Here is a 12,443-nt window from a genome sequence, read left to right as displayed (position 1 = left end):
TGGTTAAATACGCTCCACATACTCATTCTTAAGCATCATTAAGCGAAGCCCATGTTTTCACAAGAAGATCTCGTCCAAGTTGCTCGTCAAACCATGCCATTTGGTAAATACCAAGGCCGTGTGTTGATCGATCTACCAGAAGCCTATTTACTGTGGTTTGCTCACGAAGGTTGGCCGAATGGCAATTTAGGACAATGGTTGCAGCTAGCACTGGAAATCAAAATCAATGGTTTAGAAAAACTGGTCGACCCTTTGCGAAAACCGGCTGAAAAAAAGCCAGACGAACCTAAGGTTCGCATTCGCTTTGATGATTAAACGCCTACTTTCCAATCCTACATTTTCTAAGATTTTTCATTAGGCTTTCGGCTATAAATTAATGTATTGCCGTCTTTATTTCCGTTTCTCTTTAGAACGAATCCAGAACCTTCTGCCACTTTGATAGAAGCAATGTTATCTGCTTTAACTTCCGCCAACAGAGGCTCATCAAAGTAGCGCACCAATTTAGACAACATTTGATGGGCCAAGCCTTTTCCGCGCGCTTCCGGTGCAATGGTCCATGATAGCTCCCACGCATTTCCCAAACGGTCCGCTCGACAAGACCCAACCGCGATTCCATCTACTTCAGCTATCCACAAAAGCCTTTTCTCAGGATTGCTCAAGGATGCTTTTAACCATGCATAATGTGATTCCAACACGACTTCATCGGTGTTATGAGACGCGTGACGGGTTTCTGGATCATTGCGCCATATAAAAAGTTTTTCAGCGTCTTTCATATTGGCAGGTCGTAAACTCACTCGATCTGTCATATTACACCTTATGCATTTTCCTTAATTTTAAGTCTGTTTGAATCTGAGTATACACCTTTGCTTTCTCTCACCAGAGTAATAAATTAAGGTATAAATTTTGCTTAATTCCACACTTACTACATCAACATTATGACAAGGAAAATACACTAAATGGACATAAGAATCGACGATCTATCTGGCCCAGAAGTCAAACAAATACTCACAGATCACCTTGAAGATATGTTTGCCACATCTCCACCAGAATGCGTTTTTGCATTAGATCTAGAAGGACTAAAAAAACCAAACATTACCTTTTGGACCGTTTGGGAAGACAGCCAATTACTCGGCTGTGGTGCACTTAAAACACTAAATGGCACTCACGGTGAAATTAAATCCATGCGTACTACCAGCGCCGCTCGCAAAAAGGGCGTTGCCTCTACCCTACTACGTCATATTCTCGATACAGCCAAGCAAAAAGGACTCAATAAAATCAGCCTAGAAACCGGGTCACAAGACTTTTTCGAGCCAGCTAGAAAGCTTTACGCCAAGCATGACTTTAGTGAATGCGGCCCCTTCTCCGATTACAAACTGGACCCTTACAGCGTATTTATGACCAGAGCGCTTTAATCGAATAAGCCATTACAGTTCCATGGTTTATTTTCTCCATCTGTACATTACAGCCGTTAAATAAGCCCGCTAAACTTTTAGTATTCACGATGAAGAGCGAAGGAGACGGGCATGAAAACGATCGGCATTATTGGTGGCATGAGTTGGGAATCTTCCGCCTTATATTACAAAACCATCAACGAGTTAACCAAACAGCGCCTTGGCGGATTACATTCCGCCAAGATTGTTTTATCCAGTGTCGATTTTGCGGAAATTGAGCGCTTACAACATCAAGGCGATTGGTTACAGTTAGGCGAAATACTCGCTCTAGAAGCCAAGCGATTAGAGCAAGCTCAGGCAGATTTCATTCTTATTGCTACCAACACTATGCACAAGGTAGCGGACGTTGTTCAAAGTGCAATACACACCCCTTTGCTGCATATTGCCGATGCAACAGCCAAGGAGCTTGTGAAGCAGAAGCATCAAAAAGTAGGCTTTATTGGTACACGCTATTCGATGGAAGAAGACTTCTATATTAAGCGTCTAGAGGATCAATATGGTTTAGAGGTAATCACGCCATCGCAGCAAGACAGGGACGAGATACATAGAATTATTTACGAAGAGTTATGCCTTGGGAAAATTCTTCCTGAATCAAGACAGATCTATATCGATATTGTAAATCGCTTACAAGCCAGCGGGGCACAAGCTGTTATCGAAGGCTGCACGGAAATCACTTTATTACTAAAGCAAGAACACGTCGCTGTGCCTTTGTTTGACACCACATACATTCATGCTAAAGCCGCTGTAGATAAGGCATTAGAATAAATAATTAAGCATAAAAAAAGCCAGCGCGAACGCTGGCTCGGGTTTTCTATATTTGGAAAGGGAACAACCAAATAAAGAAACTACAGCCCACCATGAGTTAACTTGGCAGGGTCGAGTAAGGAGAGCAATTCGTCTCGGCTTAACTCTGTTTCTTCTTCTGCAACATCCACCACTGGCCGCCCCTCTTTATAGGCTTTTTTCGCGATTTCCGCTGCTTTTCCATAACCTATAATTGGGTTTAGCGCAGTCACCAAAATAGGATTACGATGCAATGCTTCATTCAATTTATCCTCATTGACCGTTAGCGTGGCGATGGCGTTATCTGCCAATAGCTGCCCGCTGTTTGCCAATAGTTTGATGCTGTTTAATAAGTTCTTAGCAATCATTGGCAGCATAACATTCAGTTCAAAATTACCTGATTGACCGCCAATAGTAATAGCTGCGTCATTACCTATCACCTGTGCCGCGACCATAGCTGTTGCTTCTGGAATCACGGGATTTACTTTACCAGGCATAATGGAAGAACCTGGTTGCAAGGCTTGTAGAGAAATCTCACCTAATCCCGCCAATGGGCCAGAATTCATCCAGCGCAGGTCATTAGCAATTTTCATGTAAGTCACAGCAACCGCCTTTAGCTGGCCGGATAAAGCAACCGCTGTATCTTGGGATCCTATCAGAGCAAAAAAATTGTCGCCTTTGCTAAAAGTCACGTTTGTTAAATAAGACAACTCTTTAGCAAATAGTTCAGCAAATTCTGGATGAGCATTAATCCCCGTCCCGACAGCCGTTCCGCCTTGGGCAAGCTTGGTTGTCTTAGCTTCAAGATAGGTTAAATTATCAATATTGTCTTGTAGCTGTGCCGCCCACGCATGAAATGTTTGATCCAAGCGCACAGGCATGGCATCCATTAAATGCGTGCGGCCTGTTTTAGTGTACTCAGCCAGCGCAGTGCCTTTCTCAAGAATCGTCTCTTTCAAATGGGTCAAAGCAGGCAACAGGTGACCAGTTAATTCTAACGTTGCGCTCACATGGATGGCGCTCGGAATGACATCGTTGCTGCTCTGGCCATAATTTACATGGTCATTGGGATTCACTGCTGAACCGTGATGAGTGCTCGCTAATGTCGCAATCACCTCATTGGCATTCATGTTTGAGCTGGTGCCAGAGCCCGTTTGAAAAACATCCACAGGAAAATGCTGCATAAGATTGTCGCTGTCTAACAGCTCATCACAGGCACTTTGAATCGCTTTCGACATTTCTGGCGTTAGGCATTCAAGAGATTCATTGGCGCGTGCCGCTGCAGCTTTGATTAAGATAAGTGAACGAATGAAGGCTTCCGGCAATGGCTCATCGCTAATTGGAAAGTTATTAATGGCTCTTTGTGTTTGGGCACCATAGAGTGCTTTTTCTGGGACCTCTAATTCGCCCATGCTGTCTTTTTCAATACGCATTTTCATTGGTAAATGATGTCCTTATTGCTCGAAAGAAGAAATAAAGTAATGGCTCAATATTCGTAAACTGTGCTCCATCTTGAAGTAATTCTTAGCATCTTGATACGTTACAATTAGGTGCTTAAGATTCGACAAGGGCAAATACACTTTATCTAAACAGGTCTGACGCCAGTGAGGCGCAATGCTGCTATCACAAACCGTATCCAGCAAAACATTAAATACCCTCTGATGCAGTAAAGTGGCATCGGTAATACTCAAACGCTCAGCGTACTCTTCTGTTAGGTTCAAATAATGATAGAGCACTTCTGGGGAATCTGCACACTGCCCGCCCTGAATGGTTTGCTCGAGTACTGAAAATGGTACTAAATAATGACTCATTGATTCGCCCTCTGTAGATTCCTACACACAAAATATAAATGATAACTATTATCAATAATGTGCAGAAAGGTCTGATCTGTCAAGTTGATGATAACGATTCTTATTAATTTTCAGTATTTGCTGCGCTTAGTTGATCAAAATCAATCACTAGAAGGTACCAGAAACACAAAAGCCCCTGCTATGTCGTCCATAACAGGGGCTTTAAGGAAGTTACTCTCTTGATTCTTAAAAAGTCTTGTTCTTAGTGATGATGACCACCAACACCGTGAGCATGGCCATGCGCAATTTCGTCATTCGTCGCTTCACGAGAGTCTACGATCTGAATGTTGAAAGTTAGATCTTTACCAGATAATGGGTGGTTCAAATCAACAGTAGCGTGCTTCAAGCCAACTTTAACAATCGTCACCTGACGCATGCCTTTGTCAGTTTGTACCATAGCCACCATGCCGGCTTTCCAACGTTTCGCACCTTGTAAATGTTTTACTGGCATTTGTTGCTGACGATCTTCATGGCGTTCGCCGTAAGCATCAGCACAAGCAACAGTGACTTCAAACTCGTCACCAACTTCTTTTCCTTCCATGGCTTTTTCAAGCCCTGGAATAACATTACCGTGACCATGCAAATACGCCGCTGGATCTTTACCCGCCGAAGTTTCGATCAACTCTTCGCCATTACGCAAAGTATAGTGGAATTGAACGACTTGATTGTCTGCAATCGACATGCTGTTTCCTCATTTTTAATTCAATAATTGAGCGCTAGCGCTTATTTTGTCTGGTTCTACTGTATCCGAGCATTATAGTGACTCTATCGAAACTTACCTAGACCCACCTTCATCTAAAAGATAGAAAGCTCTAAGAAATCTTCTTTAATAATGATGTCTTTCACCAATGAAGCTGCGGTTTTCTCAAAAGGAGAATGGTCCAGCACATAAACGGGATGTTCATCGAAATACTGCACTAAAGCTTTTTCAAAATCATCATGCAAAGACCCTAAAGTGGATCGCAGCATTTTGTCATTAAAGCTTGAACCTTCCACCTCAATTTTAGTGATTTTTGGCGCCACCAAATATAGACGGTCTTCTTCAATCCGCACACCGGATTCAAAAGAAGGATTCACTCTCGTTGTGAGTGAAAATTCTTGACCAAATGCAGTCAAGGTACCTGTCATTTTACTAATCAAATCAACCAGCACTAAACCGCCATCGCGCTCGGTAAAATCAATATGTGCCGATGTGACCACAAGATCCAAGTTGAGTGTATTACTGTCTACAGTTAGCTGAATTTGGTTCTGTTGCGGCTCAGCCAGTTGCTTAGCCACTTCCTTATTCACATCATCTTCGCTGACACGAAAACTGTTACATCCCACTAAAAGCACAGAAGTGGACACTAATAAAAATGTCGTAAAGGCTCGAATGTATTTACTCATTCCGCTCTCCTTTCATCACACTCAAGTCACGCCTTTCATACCAAAACCGCATAAAATCTTCTGTGACTTTTTGCTCTATTTCGACCGCTTCATCGGTTGGGCAAAATAGTGAGACAGTAAAAATATTAAACCCTTCAATCGTGGTCGTGATTCGAACTCTGGGCTCAGGGCCCGATATTTTTATGTCCAAACGTTTCTCAATAAGACTGTTATAACGAATTGCCACCTCATGAAAATGCTCACTGTATTCACGAATATTATTGAGGATATGCTCTTTAATTAAAAATAAATTCACATCGTCAGTAGCACGAGAAATTGAGAAAGTATGCGTCACGTATCGACGCATGTAATTCAAGTTTTGTACGGTATGCAGTAATAAAACACTATTAGGAACCACTGTAGTGCGACCAGTATATGTGTAACTGCCGCCTTTCAAATCGACTTCAAATAATGTCGTCGAGAGCCAATCACTGTCGGTTACTTCCCCTTCATAATTGGCAATGCGTATCCAGTCCCCAACCTGATACGGTCTTGTACTGGCACGATAAAAAGCCCCAACGATACAAGCAATAAATTCTTTTGTTGCGATAACCAATGCCACCATGAAAGCAGCAATTGAGATGGCAATATTCTGAAGTTCAGATGACCAAATAAGAACCAGACCGACAACTAAAAACAAATTAAATATGTTGTCGACAGTATTAATTCTTTGGCGTTTTTTATCGTGCTCAATCTTTTGATGAAGTCGAATAGCACGCTTGGTGTAACGTCGAACAATGTAAGACAATAAAATCCAAGCGACTGTTAAAACAATCTCAACATGATCCATCAGAATGGAAAAATCTAATTGGGAAAAATCAACAGACATAAAAGTGTTTCCTTTATTAAGCCCGCTACTTTAACAATCATTGTTAGGATCAACAAACAAAAGCGCTAGACAAGAGATGAAAAATAACTGTATATTTATACAGTATTATTTTTTCACGAGGTGGATTATGCCTGTAATTATTAAATATGTTGTAGAACGCGATGGAATTGAAAAAATGACGTTTACTTCGAAAGCAGAAGCCGATGCGTACGACAAACTGTTGGATACTGCCGAAGCGCTGTATGAAATCCTAGATCAAAGTGAACTAGCAGGAGACCATGGCCAAAAAGAAGCACTTTCCATGTACCTTGCACAAAGCAAAGACTCTATTTTGGACATTTTTAGCAATAAAAAGAAAAGCCCTCAGAAAACCAAAAAAACAAATAAGTCATCCAGTACACAGCTTGACCTAGCGGAAGACACTCCTAAAAAGTCGCTTGAAGACTTAGTCATAGAGCCTGATGAAGATGTGGTGTATGACGAAGAAAGCACCCTTTCCTTTGATGATGAGTTAACAAACTACCGTGAAAGTGATGCCGCATAATGCGGCATCAAAAACCCAAAAAATCAAAAAATCACGCACATAAGTCCGCAACAAAAACACTTTCATTCAAATTAATGAAATATAAGAATGAACGATGCAACCCTGCCTAAAAAAGTGAATTATATATATACAAAAAAGTATTACTTTATCTCTATAAATCCCTGTATCAGTGTTCACATTTGGTGACACTTAGTAAATAATTAGCAAGATACTGACTAATTATTTACAGACGGAAATAAAGTTGATGCAGCTAGCTCTAATATTAATGGTGATCGCGACCTTCAGTATGTGCTCTATGTACTACATATTTACTTATAGAGGAAACATTCGCTACACAAGTTGGTCTGAATATTTGCGTAAAGGGTGGCCAATTTTTGCGCCACTTAATTGCCTACTCTATTTATTTTCCTGCAAAAAAGTCCGTCGACCTATTATCGACACGCTACAATACGAAGAATTAGATGAACTAAGAAAAAACTGGGAAGTCATACGAGATGAGGCACTTACCCTACAGCATAGGGGTGAATTAGAGAACATCAACAAACCTGGATCTGACGCTTCTTATGATTTGGGGTTCCGAACATTCCATAAGTATGGCTGGAGAAAGTATTATTTGAAATGGTATGGATACACCCATACATCAGCACAGCAACAGTGTCCAAAAACCACAGAAATTCTCAGTAAGATTAAGAGCATCAACGGTGCTATGTTTGCTTACATGCCAGCAGGTTCAGAACTCACTCGTCACCTTGATCCAGTTGCCTGCTCTTTACGCTATCATTTGGGACTAGATACACCCAACTCTCGAGACTGCTTTATCAATATCGACGGCGAACAATATGCTTGGCAAGATGGCAAAGACCTACTTTTCGATGAAACCTATCTACACTTTGTGAAAAACAACACAGACCAGAGCCGTCTCATTTTAATGTGTGATTTTGATCGCCCAGTCAACATTTTTGGAAAAATCATTAACTTCTGCTACAAAGTATTGATGAAAGCCTCTGTCGTACCTAATACAGATGAAGACAAAGGTGGCTTAGCAAATAGAATTTTCAAAAATATCACACCACTATTACAACAAAGCAAAGAGCTCAAGAAAACGAACCGAAAGGCTTATAAGCGATTAAAGTATGCTGTAAATACAGCACTGCTTTTAGCGATCATGGGTCTATTAGTTGGCTTTATTCAATTCATATCTTGGTTGATGTAATAGTAGAGTAGAAAAGAAAATGAGATAAGTTCATCTCCTTCTTACCCTAAATCATCTCCGCCTACTAACGATTGGGAGTGATAATCCTTCCAGTCGTTGTTAGCGCCCTTTATTAGCACGAATTTTATACTGCGTTTTGCAGTAGCCGCGAGAAATATCGGGATTGCGCAATGCCGAATGCTTACTCGCGCGCCCTGACACCCTAGCCCGCCAGTTTCTAAAGGCTTTAGATTTAAGATTACTTCGCATTAATAAAATAACATCCGGCTCAGAAAGCCCATAAAGTGTTTGAATGGCTTCAAATGGCGTACGATCTTCCCAAGCCATTTCGATGATTCGTGACATGTCTGGAGCCAAAATATAGTCTGTAGACAAAATCATTCCTTAAGTAATAAACATGATGAGCGTTATACGAAGGGATGAGGTCAACGGATCAACTATTTTTGGCTGCAATTATTTATCGCGGAGAATTACCAGCCTGCCTTACTAACCAATCAAAAAACACCATCGCTGCGCCATGTAATTCCGTCCCAGATCGACGCACTAAATAAAACGATTCGCTGGCTTCAATATCTTTTCTAAACGGAGCGACCAGTTTGCCTTCGTTCAACATACCCTCCACCATAGAAGAACGAGCCAACGCCACACCTTGTCCAAGTTCCGCCATGCGCAAAGTCGAAACAAGCGTATCGAATTGCATCCCGACGGACGAATCGACATTATCCACGCCCATGATATTCAGCCAATAACCCCAACCTTCTTCGTAGCCAATAACATGCAAAAGCGCATGATTCACCAAATCCTCAGGTTCCAACAAAGGCGATTTTTCCATCAATTCAGGAGAACATACCGGAACCAAATTATCCCAAGTCAGTCGTTGCGAAATTAGCCCTGGCCATTCACCATGTCCCCAGCGAATTTCCATATCGTCTTCATCGTCTAGTGCTTGAACCCAAATGTTACTCACGTAGCGAATATCGTAATGGGGATAAGCGGCACTAAAATCCGCAAGTTTGGGCGCTAACCAGTGAGAAAAGAACGACAAACTGCCACACACTTTGATTGTTTGTTTATCGTGCTGAGTAAAGATCTCGTTCGTGCCAACTGTCAAACGAGAAATCGCATCTTTTACCACAGGAAAGTAAGAACGCCCTTCTTCAGTTAGACTCAAACCACGTGGCAGACGTTTAAATAATGACACACCCAAATGACTTTCTAACAAACGAATCTGCTGACTTACTGCCCCTTGGGTCAAGCATAACTCTTCCGCTGCATGCGTGAAATTAAGACATCGAGCCGATACTTCAAAGGTATGCAGCCAATTTAATGGAGGAAGGGATTTCTTACTCATGATGAATACCCAAAAAAGGAGAGAATCTTGACCAACAATTGTGGCCAAGATTTGTCATCAATACTAGGGAAGGTGCGAATAAGTCTACTAAGACTCAGTCTTTCAGAGAAATCGTCAAATAAGGCGCGACTCTGAAGGAATGTAGGTACCTTTCAAAGAGTCGCAACAACATGTGGCGTTTTCTCTGAAAGACCCGCAGGGCATGCTCTAAAAGCCTGTATTCTTTGTTGAGCACCTCGAAAATAGAACCACTATTCCCATTCGGCACTCGCCTCGAAAAACAGGCTTTTATCCACATGCTGAGACAAGAGGACTTGTTCGCACCTTCCCTAGAGGACTTGCCCAAGGAAACGCTGTAGGCGTGGATTTTCAGAACTAAAGAAACGCTCAGGGCTTTCTTCGAAAACTAACTCACCGTCCTCCATGAACACCACGCGGTCAGCCACTTCACGAGCAAAGCCCATTTCATGGGTCACCACCACCATAGTCATACCGTCACCAGCAAGGCTTTTCATAACGTCCAGCACTTCCCCCACCATTTCTGGGTCAAGGGCACTGGTTGGTTCATCAAACAACATAATCTTAGGATGCATAGCTAACGCTCGCGCGATTGCTACGCGCTGCTGCTGACCACCAGACAAGTGCGATGGGTAGTTATTCATGCGTTCAGCTAACCCTACTTTTTTAAGCAACTCACGGCCTTCCTGCTCCGCGACAGTACGAGGTTTTTTCTTCACCTTAATCGGTGACAAAGACACATTCCCCAGCGCCGTTTTGTGCGGAAACAGATTAAAAGACTGAAACACCATGCCCACTTCTTCGCGCACTTTATTAATATTGGTTTTGCGATCCGTCAGGCTCACTTCATCAATATGAATTGTGCCATCAGAAATGGTCTCTAGCTGATTCAAGGTGCGTAAAAATGTCGATTTACCTGAGCCACTTGGCCCAATGATCACCACCACTTCTCCACGATTAATATCGAGAGAGACATTCTTTAAAGCATGGCAACCGTTCGGATAAATCTTATCAATATTACGAGCTTGAATGATGCTCTTATCGGTCATATTAGTCACTGGCAGATAACCTCTTTTCAAGTCGCTGAATAACCCAAGACAAAGTACCGGTTAACACCAAGTACATCAGTGCAACCGCAAACCATACTTCAAATGGTGCGAACGTAGAACTCACCACTTCGCGGCCAGCCTTGGTTAAATCTGTGATGGAAATAACCGACACCAAAGACGAGTCTTTAATCAGGTTAATAAACTGTCCGGCCATTGGCGGTAGAGTACGCTTAAACGCCTGCGGCAAAATCACATTAACCATAGCCTGAACGTAATTCATTCCTAAACTGCGCGCCGCTTCCATTTGACCTGGGCTAATGGACTGAATACCTGAACGTACAATTTCAGCGATATAGGCGCCAGTAAACACAGACAAAGCCGCGACACCTGCCGTAAAACGATCTAGATCCAACACGGTGCCGATAAAAAAGTAGAAGATAAAAATCTGTACTAATAAGGGCGTGCCACGAATCAGCTCAATGTAAGTCACGGACAAATAACGCAACGCAGGATTGGTCGATATTCGAGCTAACCCCGCAAACAATCCGATAATCACAGCAAAGACCAAAGACACCACAGATAATTGTAATGTCATTACTAGCCCCCACGTGAGCGGACCAATATTCCAGTTTTCTACTTCAGCGACAGGATCGCCTTCAAATACCAAATCACCATTACTAACCAACAAATTATCAAACTTCTTGATCACTAACGGATCATCACCGTAATCGGAAGTAACAACCAACTTTCCCTTTTCGATCGTTGCGGAACCATCAAAAGGAGATCGAACCGTTGTCGCTTCGGTGTTGATTATGTACTGCGGAATACGTTCCCAGCGCCAAGTGTAATCAATACTTTTGCTGCCAACATAAATGCCAAAGCCGAGCCCTATAATGATTAGAACAAAGACCGCTTTCCACAAAAGCAAATGAGGTTGTTTTTCCATCGATGAGGAGCCCCGTCGTTTTTTTTACTCACAGAAAATAAATCAAAGAAATAAAAAGTGGCGCTAAACTGCGCCACTTTTTATTGATATGAATCTTACTGAACGTTACTTAACCAAGAATTACTAGCAAACCATTTTTGATAGATTTTATCGTAAGTACCATCACCTTTAATTTGCGCAAGGTAGTTGTTCAAGAAATTCATGAAATCCGGATCACCTTTACGAATTGCAAAACCTAGAGGCTCATAAGTGAAGGACTCGTCTAAATGCACAACCTTACCTTCACTTTGTGACGCGTAAATCGCGTTATATGGCAAATCATAAACGAAAGCATCGGCATTACCATTTACCACTTCTAGAGCCGCTTCTGACTCTGTTTCAAACAGGTTCAATTTGGCTCTGCTCATGTATCGTTTTACAGCGTAATCAGATGTCGCACCCAATTTAGTCGCTACCGTGTATTTAGCATCGTTCAAATCACGATAATTGGTGATTTTAGCTTTTAGCTTAGGGCTCAAAAGAATCGTTTGACCAACCACAATGTAGGGGTCAGTAAAGTTCACTTTCAAGTTGCGCTCTGGCGTGATCGTCATGCCAGAAATGATGATATCGCACTTATCAGTTAACAACGCAGGGATAATGCCATCCCATGCTGTGTTACGAATATCTAGCTTTACACCCATCGCTTTGGCCATGGTTTTCGCGATATCAACGTCAAAACCAACGATGTCGCCTTTTTTATCGCGCATATCAAACGGCATGTAACCCGCTTCAGCACAAACACGTAACTCTCCACGGTTAAGCACTTGATTTAAAGTCGACTTTTCCCACAAATCATTATCTGAAGCTGATGCTAGTGTTGCGCCACATAGAGCCAATGCTGTTATAAATATTTTTTTCATTCTTATATGTCCCCAGTTTATGTAAAAAAACAAACCCTAATTTGTTTTAAATGCATGACCCTAACGCCATTTTCTAGCGGCG

General features: G+C 42.1%; 16 protein-coding genes. 5 read left to right on the top strand and 11 right to left on the bottom strand.

Annotated features, from left to right (window positions below; translation table 11 throughout):
* The first annotated feature begins 51 nt into the window (after nt 1–51).
* Nucleotides 52–315 carry a DUF3820 family protein gene (locus AC2A4J_RS05375; protein WP_110575824.1) on the top strand — a complete coding sequence of 88 codons (264 nt, stop codon included), beginning with the start codon at nt 52–54 and terminating at the stop codon, nt 313–315.
* A gap of 26 nt (nt 316–341) precedes the next feature.
* Here the strand turns inward: AC2A4J_RS05375 and AC2A4J_RS05370 are convergent, their stop codons facing one another.
* Entirely contained in the window at nt 342–806 is a 465-nt protein-coding gene (locus tag AC2A4J_RS05370; protein WP_484175223.1) for a GNAT family N-acetyltransferase, read from the bottom strand.
* 150 nt (nt 807–956) lie between these two features.
* Between AC2A4J_RS05370 and AC2A4J_RS05365 the strand changes: the two genes are divergently transcribed.
* Together AC2A4J_RS05365 and AC2A4J_RS05360 are read left to right on the top strand one after the other, a co-directional pair.
* A complete protein-coding gene (locus AC2A4J_RS05365; RefSeq protein ID WP_484175222.1) occupies nt 957–1,412 on the top strand; it encodes a GNAT family N-acetyltransferase in 456 nt (151 codons plus the stop codon).
* Nucleotides 1,413–1,523: 111 nt separating this feature from the next.
* Nucleotides 1,524–2,216, top strand: coding sequence for an aspartate/glutamate racemase family protein (locus AC2A4J_RS05360; RefSeq protein ID WP_484175221.1), 693 nt, complete (start codon nt 1,524–1,526; stop codon nt 2,214–2,216).
* A gap of 80 nt (nt 2,217–2,296) precedes the next feature.
* Here the strand turns inward: AC2A4J_RS05360 and AC2A4J_RS05355 are convergent, their stop codons facing one another.
* From AC2A4J_RS05355 to AC2A4J_RS05335, 5 genes are all read right to left on the bottom strand, one after another.
* Nucleotides 2,297–3,673: a class II fumarate hydratase gene (locus tag AC2A4J_RS05355; protein WP_484175220.1), complete on the bottom strand. Its 1,377-nt coding sequence runs from the start codon at nt 3,671–3,673 to the stop codon at nt 2,297–2,299.
* A 15-nt stretch (nt 3,674–3,688) separates the two neighbouring features.
* Nucleotides 3,689–4,045, bottom strand: a complete 357-nt coding sequence (locus AC2A4J_RS05350; RefSeq protein ID WP_255826370.1) for a hypothetical protein — start codon at nt 4,043–4,045, stop codon at nt 3,689–3,691.
* A gap of 241 nt (nt 4,046–4,286) precedes the next feature.
* Nucleotides 4,287–4,766 carry an FKBP-type peptidyl-prolyl cis-trans isomerase gene (locus AC2A4J_RS05345; RefSeq protein ID WP_484175219.1) on the bottom strand — a complete coding sequence of 160 codons (480 nt, stop codon included), beginning with the start codon at nt 4,764–4,766 and terminating at the stop codon, nt 4,287–4,289.
* 113 nt (nt 4,767–4,879) lie between these two features.
* On the bottom strand, nt 4,880–5,470 hold the full coding sequence (locus tag AC2A4J_RS05340) for a DUF1439 domain-containing protein (RefSeq protein ID WP_484175218.1): 591 nt from the start codon (nt 5,468–5,470) through the stop codon (nt 4,880–4,882).
* Nucleotides 5,463–6,338 carry a mechanosensitive ion channel family protein gene (locus AC2A4J_RS05335; protein WP_484175217.1) on the bottom strand — a complete coding sequence of 292 codons (876 nt, stop codon included), beginning with the start codon at nt 6,336–6,338 and terminating at the stop codon, nt 5,463–5,465. Before AC2A4J_RS05335 ends, AC2A4J_RS05340 begins: the two co-directional genes overlap by 8 nt.
* 127 nt (nt 6,339–6,465) lie before the next feature.
* Between AC2A4J_RS05335 and AC2A4J_RS05330 the strand changes: the two genes are divergently transcribed.
* Together AC2A4J_RS05330 and AC2A4J_RS05325 are read left to right on the top strand one after the other, a co-directional pair.
* Nucleotides 6,466–6,882, top strand: a complete 417-nt coding sequence (locus AC2A4J_RS05330; protein WP_370646836.1) for a YebG family protein — start codon at nt 6,466–6,468, stop codon at nt 6,880–6,882.
* Nucleotides 6,883–7,126: 244 nt separating this feature from the next.
* Nucleotides 7,127–8,095 carry an aspartyl/asparaginyl beta-hydroxylase domain-containing protein gene (locus AC2A4J_RS05325; RefSeq protein ID WP_484175216.1) on the top strand — a complete coding sequence of 323 codons (969 nt, stop codon included), beginning with the start codon at nt 7,127–7,129 and terminating at the stop codon, nt 8,093–8,095.
* A gap of 99 nt (nt 8,096–8,194) precedes the next feature.
* On the opposite strand, the gene AC2A4J_RS05320 is transcribed toward AC2A4J_RS05325, so the two are convergent.
* The 5 genes from AC2A4J_RS05320 to AC2A4J_RS05300 all read right to left on the bottom strand — a co-directional run bounded on the left by AC2A4J_RS05320 (nt 8,195) and on the right by AC2A4J_RS05300 (nt 12,361).
* Entirely contained in the window at nt 8,195–8,440 is a 246-nt protein-coding gene (locus tag AC2A4J_RS05320) for a TIGR03643 family protein (protein WP_484175361.1), read from the bottom strand.
* Between the two features lie 112 nt (nt 8,441–8,552).
* Complete coding sequence (locus AC2A4J_RS05315; protein WP_484175215.1) at nt 8,553–9,446, bottom strand: LysR substrate-binding domain-containing protein; 894 nt, start codon at nt 9,444–9,446, stop codon at nt 8,553–8,555.
* A 329-nt stretch (nt 9,447–9,775) separates the two neighbouring features.
* Nucleotides 9,776–10,513: an amino acid ABC transporter ATP-binding protein gene (locus AC2A4J_RS05310; protein ID WP_484175214.1), complete on the bottom strand. Its 738-nt coding sequence runs from the start codon at nt 10,511–10,513 to the stop codon at nt 9,776–9,778.
* Between the two features lies 1 nt (nt 10,514).
* Nucleotides 10,515–11,459, bottom strand: a complete 945-nt coding sequence (locus AC2A4J_RS05305; protein ID WP_255826382.1) for an amino acid ABC transporter permease — start codon at nt 11,457–11,459, stop codon at nt 10,515–10,517.
* Nucleotides 11,460–11,554: 95 nt separating this feature from the next.
* Nucleotides 11,555–12,361: a transporter substrate-binding domain-containing protein gene (locus tag AC2A4J_RS05300; protein ID WP_484175213.1), complete on the bottom strand. Its 807-nt coding sequence runs from the start codon at nt 12,359–12,361 to the stop codon at nt 11,555–11,557.
* Nucleotides 12,362–12,443: the final 82 nt, after the last annotated feature.

The sequence above is a fragment of the Marinomonas sp. ATLA20 genome (assembly GCF_057180105.1).
Note: the sequence above shows the minus strand (reverse complement) of the source record. Positions and strands in the feature narration are given on the sequence as shown.

Coding starts and splice junctions, on each gene's coding strand:
- AC2A4J_RS05330 (WP_370646836.1), top strand. CDS start 6,466: ATGCCTGTAATTATTAAATATGTTGTAGAACGCGATGGAATTGAAAAA.
- AC2A4J_RS05305 (WP_255826382.1), bottom strand. CDS start 11,459: ATGGAAAAACAACCTCATTTGCTTTTGTGGAAAGCGGTCTTTGTTCTA.
- AC2A4J_RS05375 (WP_110575824.1), top strand. CDS start 52: ATGTTTTCACAAGAAGATCTCGTCCAAGTTGCTCGTCAAACCATGCCA.
- AC2A4J_RS05350 (WP_255826370.1), bottom strand. CDS start 4,045: ATGAGTCATTATTTAGTACCATTTTCAGTACTCGAGCAAACCATTCAG.
- AC2A4J_RS05340 (WP_484175218.1), bottom strand. CDS start 5,470: ATGAGTAAATACATTCGAGCCTTTACGACATTTTTATTAGTGTCCACT.
- AC2A4J_RS05315 (WP_484175215.1), bottom strand. CDS start 9,446: ATGAGTAAGAAATCCCTTCCTCCATTAAATTGGCTGCATACCTTTGAA.
- AC2A4J_RS05345 (WP_484175219.1), bottom strand. CDS start 4,766: ATGTCGATTGCAGACAATCAAGTCGTTCAATTCCACTATACTTTGCGT.
- AC2A4J_RS05310 (WP_484175214.1), bottom strand. CDS start 10,513: ATGACCGATAAGAGCATCATTCAAGCTCGTAATATTGATAAGATTTAT.
- AC2A4J_RS05360 (WP_484175221.1), top strand. CDS start 1,524: ATGAAAACGATCGGCATTATTGGTGGCATGAGTTGGGAATCTTCCGCC.
- AC2A4J_RS05325 (WP_484175216.1), top strand. CDS start 7,127: ATGCAGCTAGCTCTAATATTAATGGTGATCGCGACCTTCAGTATGTGC.
- AC2A4J_RS05320 (WP_484175361.1), bottom strand. CDS start 8,440: ATGTCACGAATCATCGAAATGGCTTGGGAAGATCGTACGCCATTTGAA.
- AC2A4J_RS05300 (WP_484175213.1), bottom strand. CDS start 12,361: ATGAAAAAAATATTTATAACAGCATTGGCTCTATGTGGCGCAACACTA.
- AC2A4J_RS05370 (WP_484175223.1), bottom strand. CDS start 806: ATGACAGATCGAGTGAGTTTACGACCTGCCAATATGAAAGACGCTGAA.
- AC2A4J_RS05355 (WP_484175220.1), bottom strand. CDS start 3,673: ATGAAAATGCGTATTGAAAAAGACAGCATGGGCGAATTAGAGGTCCCA.
- AC2A4J_RS05365 (WP_484175222.1), top strand. CDS start 957: ATGGACATAAGAATCGACGATCTATCTGGCCCAGAAGTCAAACAAATA.
- AC2A4J_RS05335 (WP_484175217.1), bottom strand. CDS start 6,338: ATGTCTGTTGATTTTTCCCAATTAGATTTTTCCATTCTGATGGATCAT.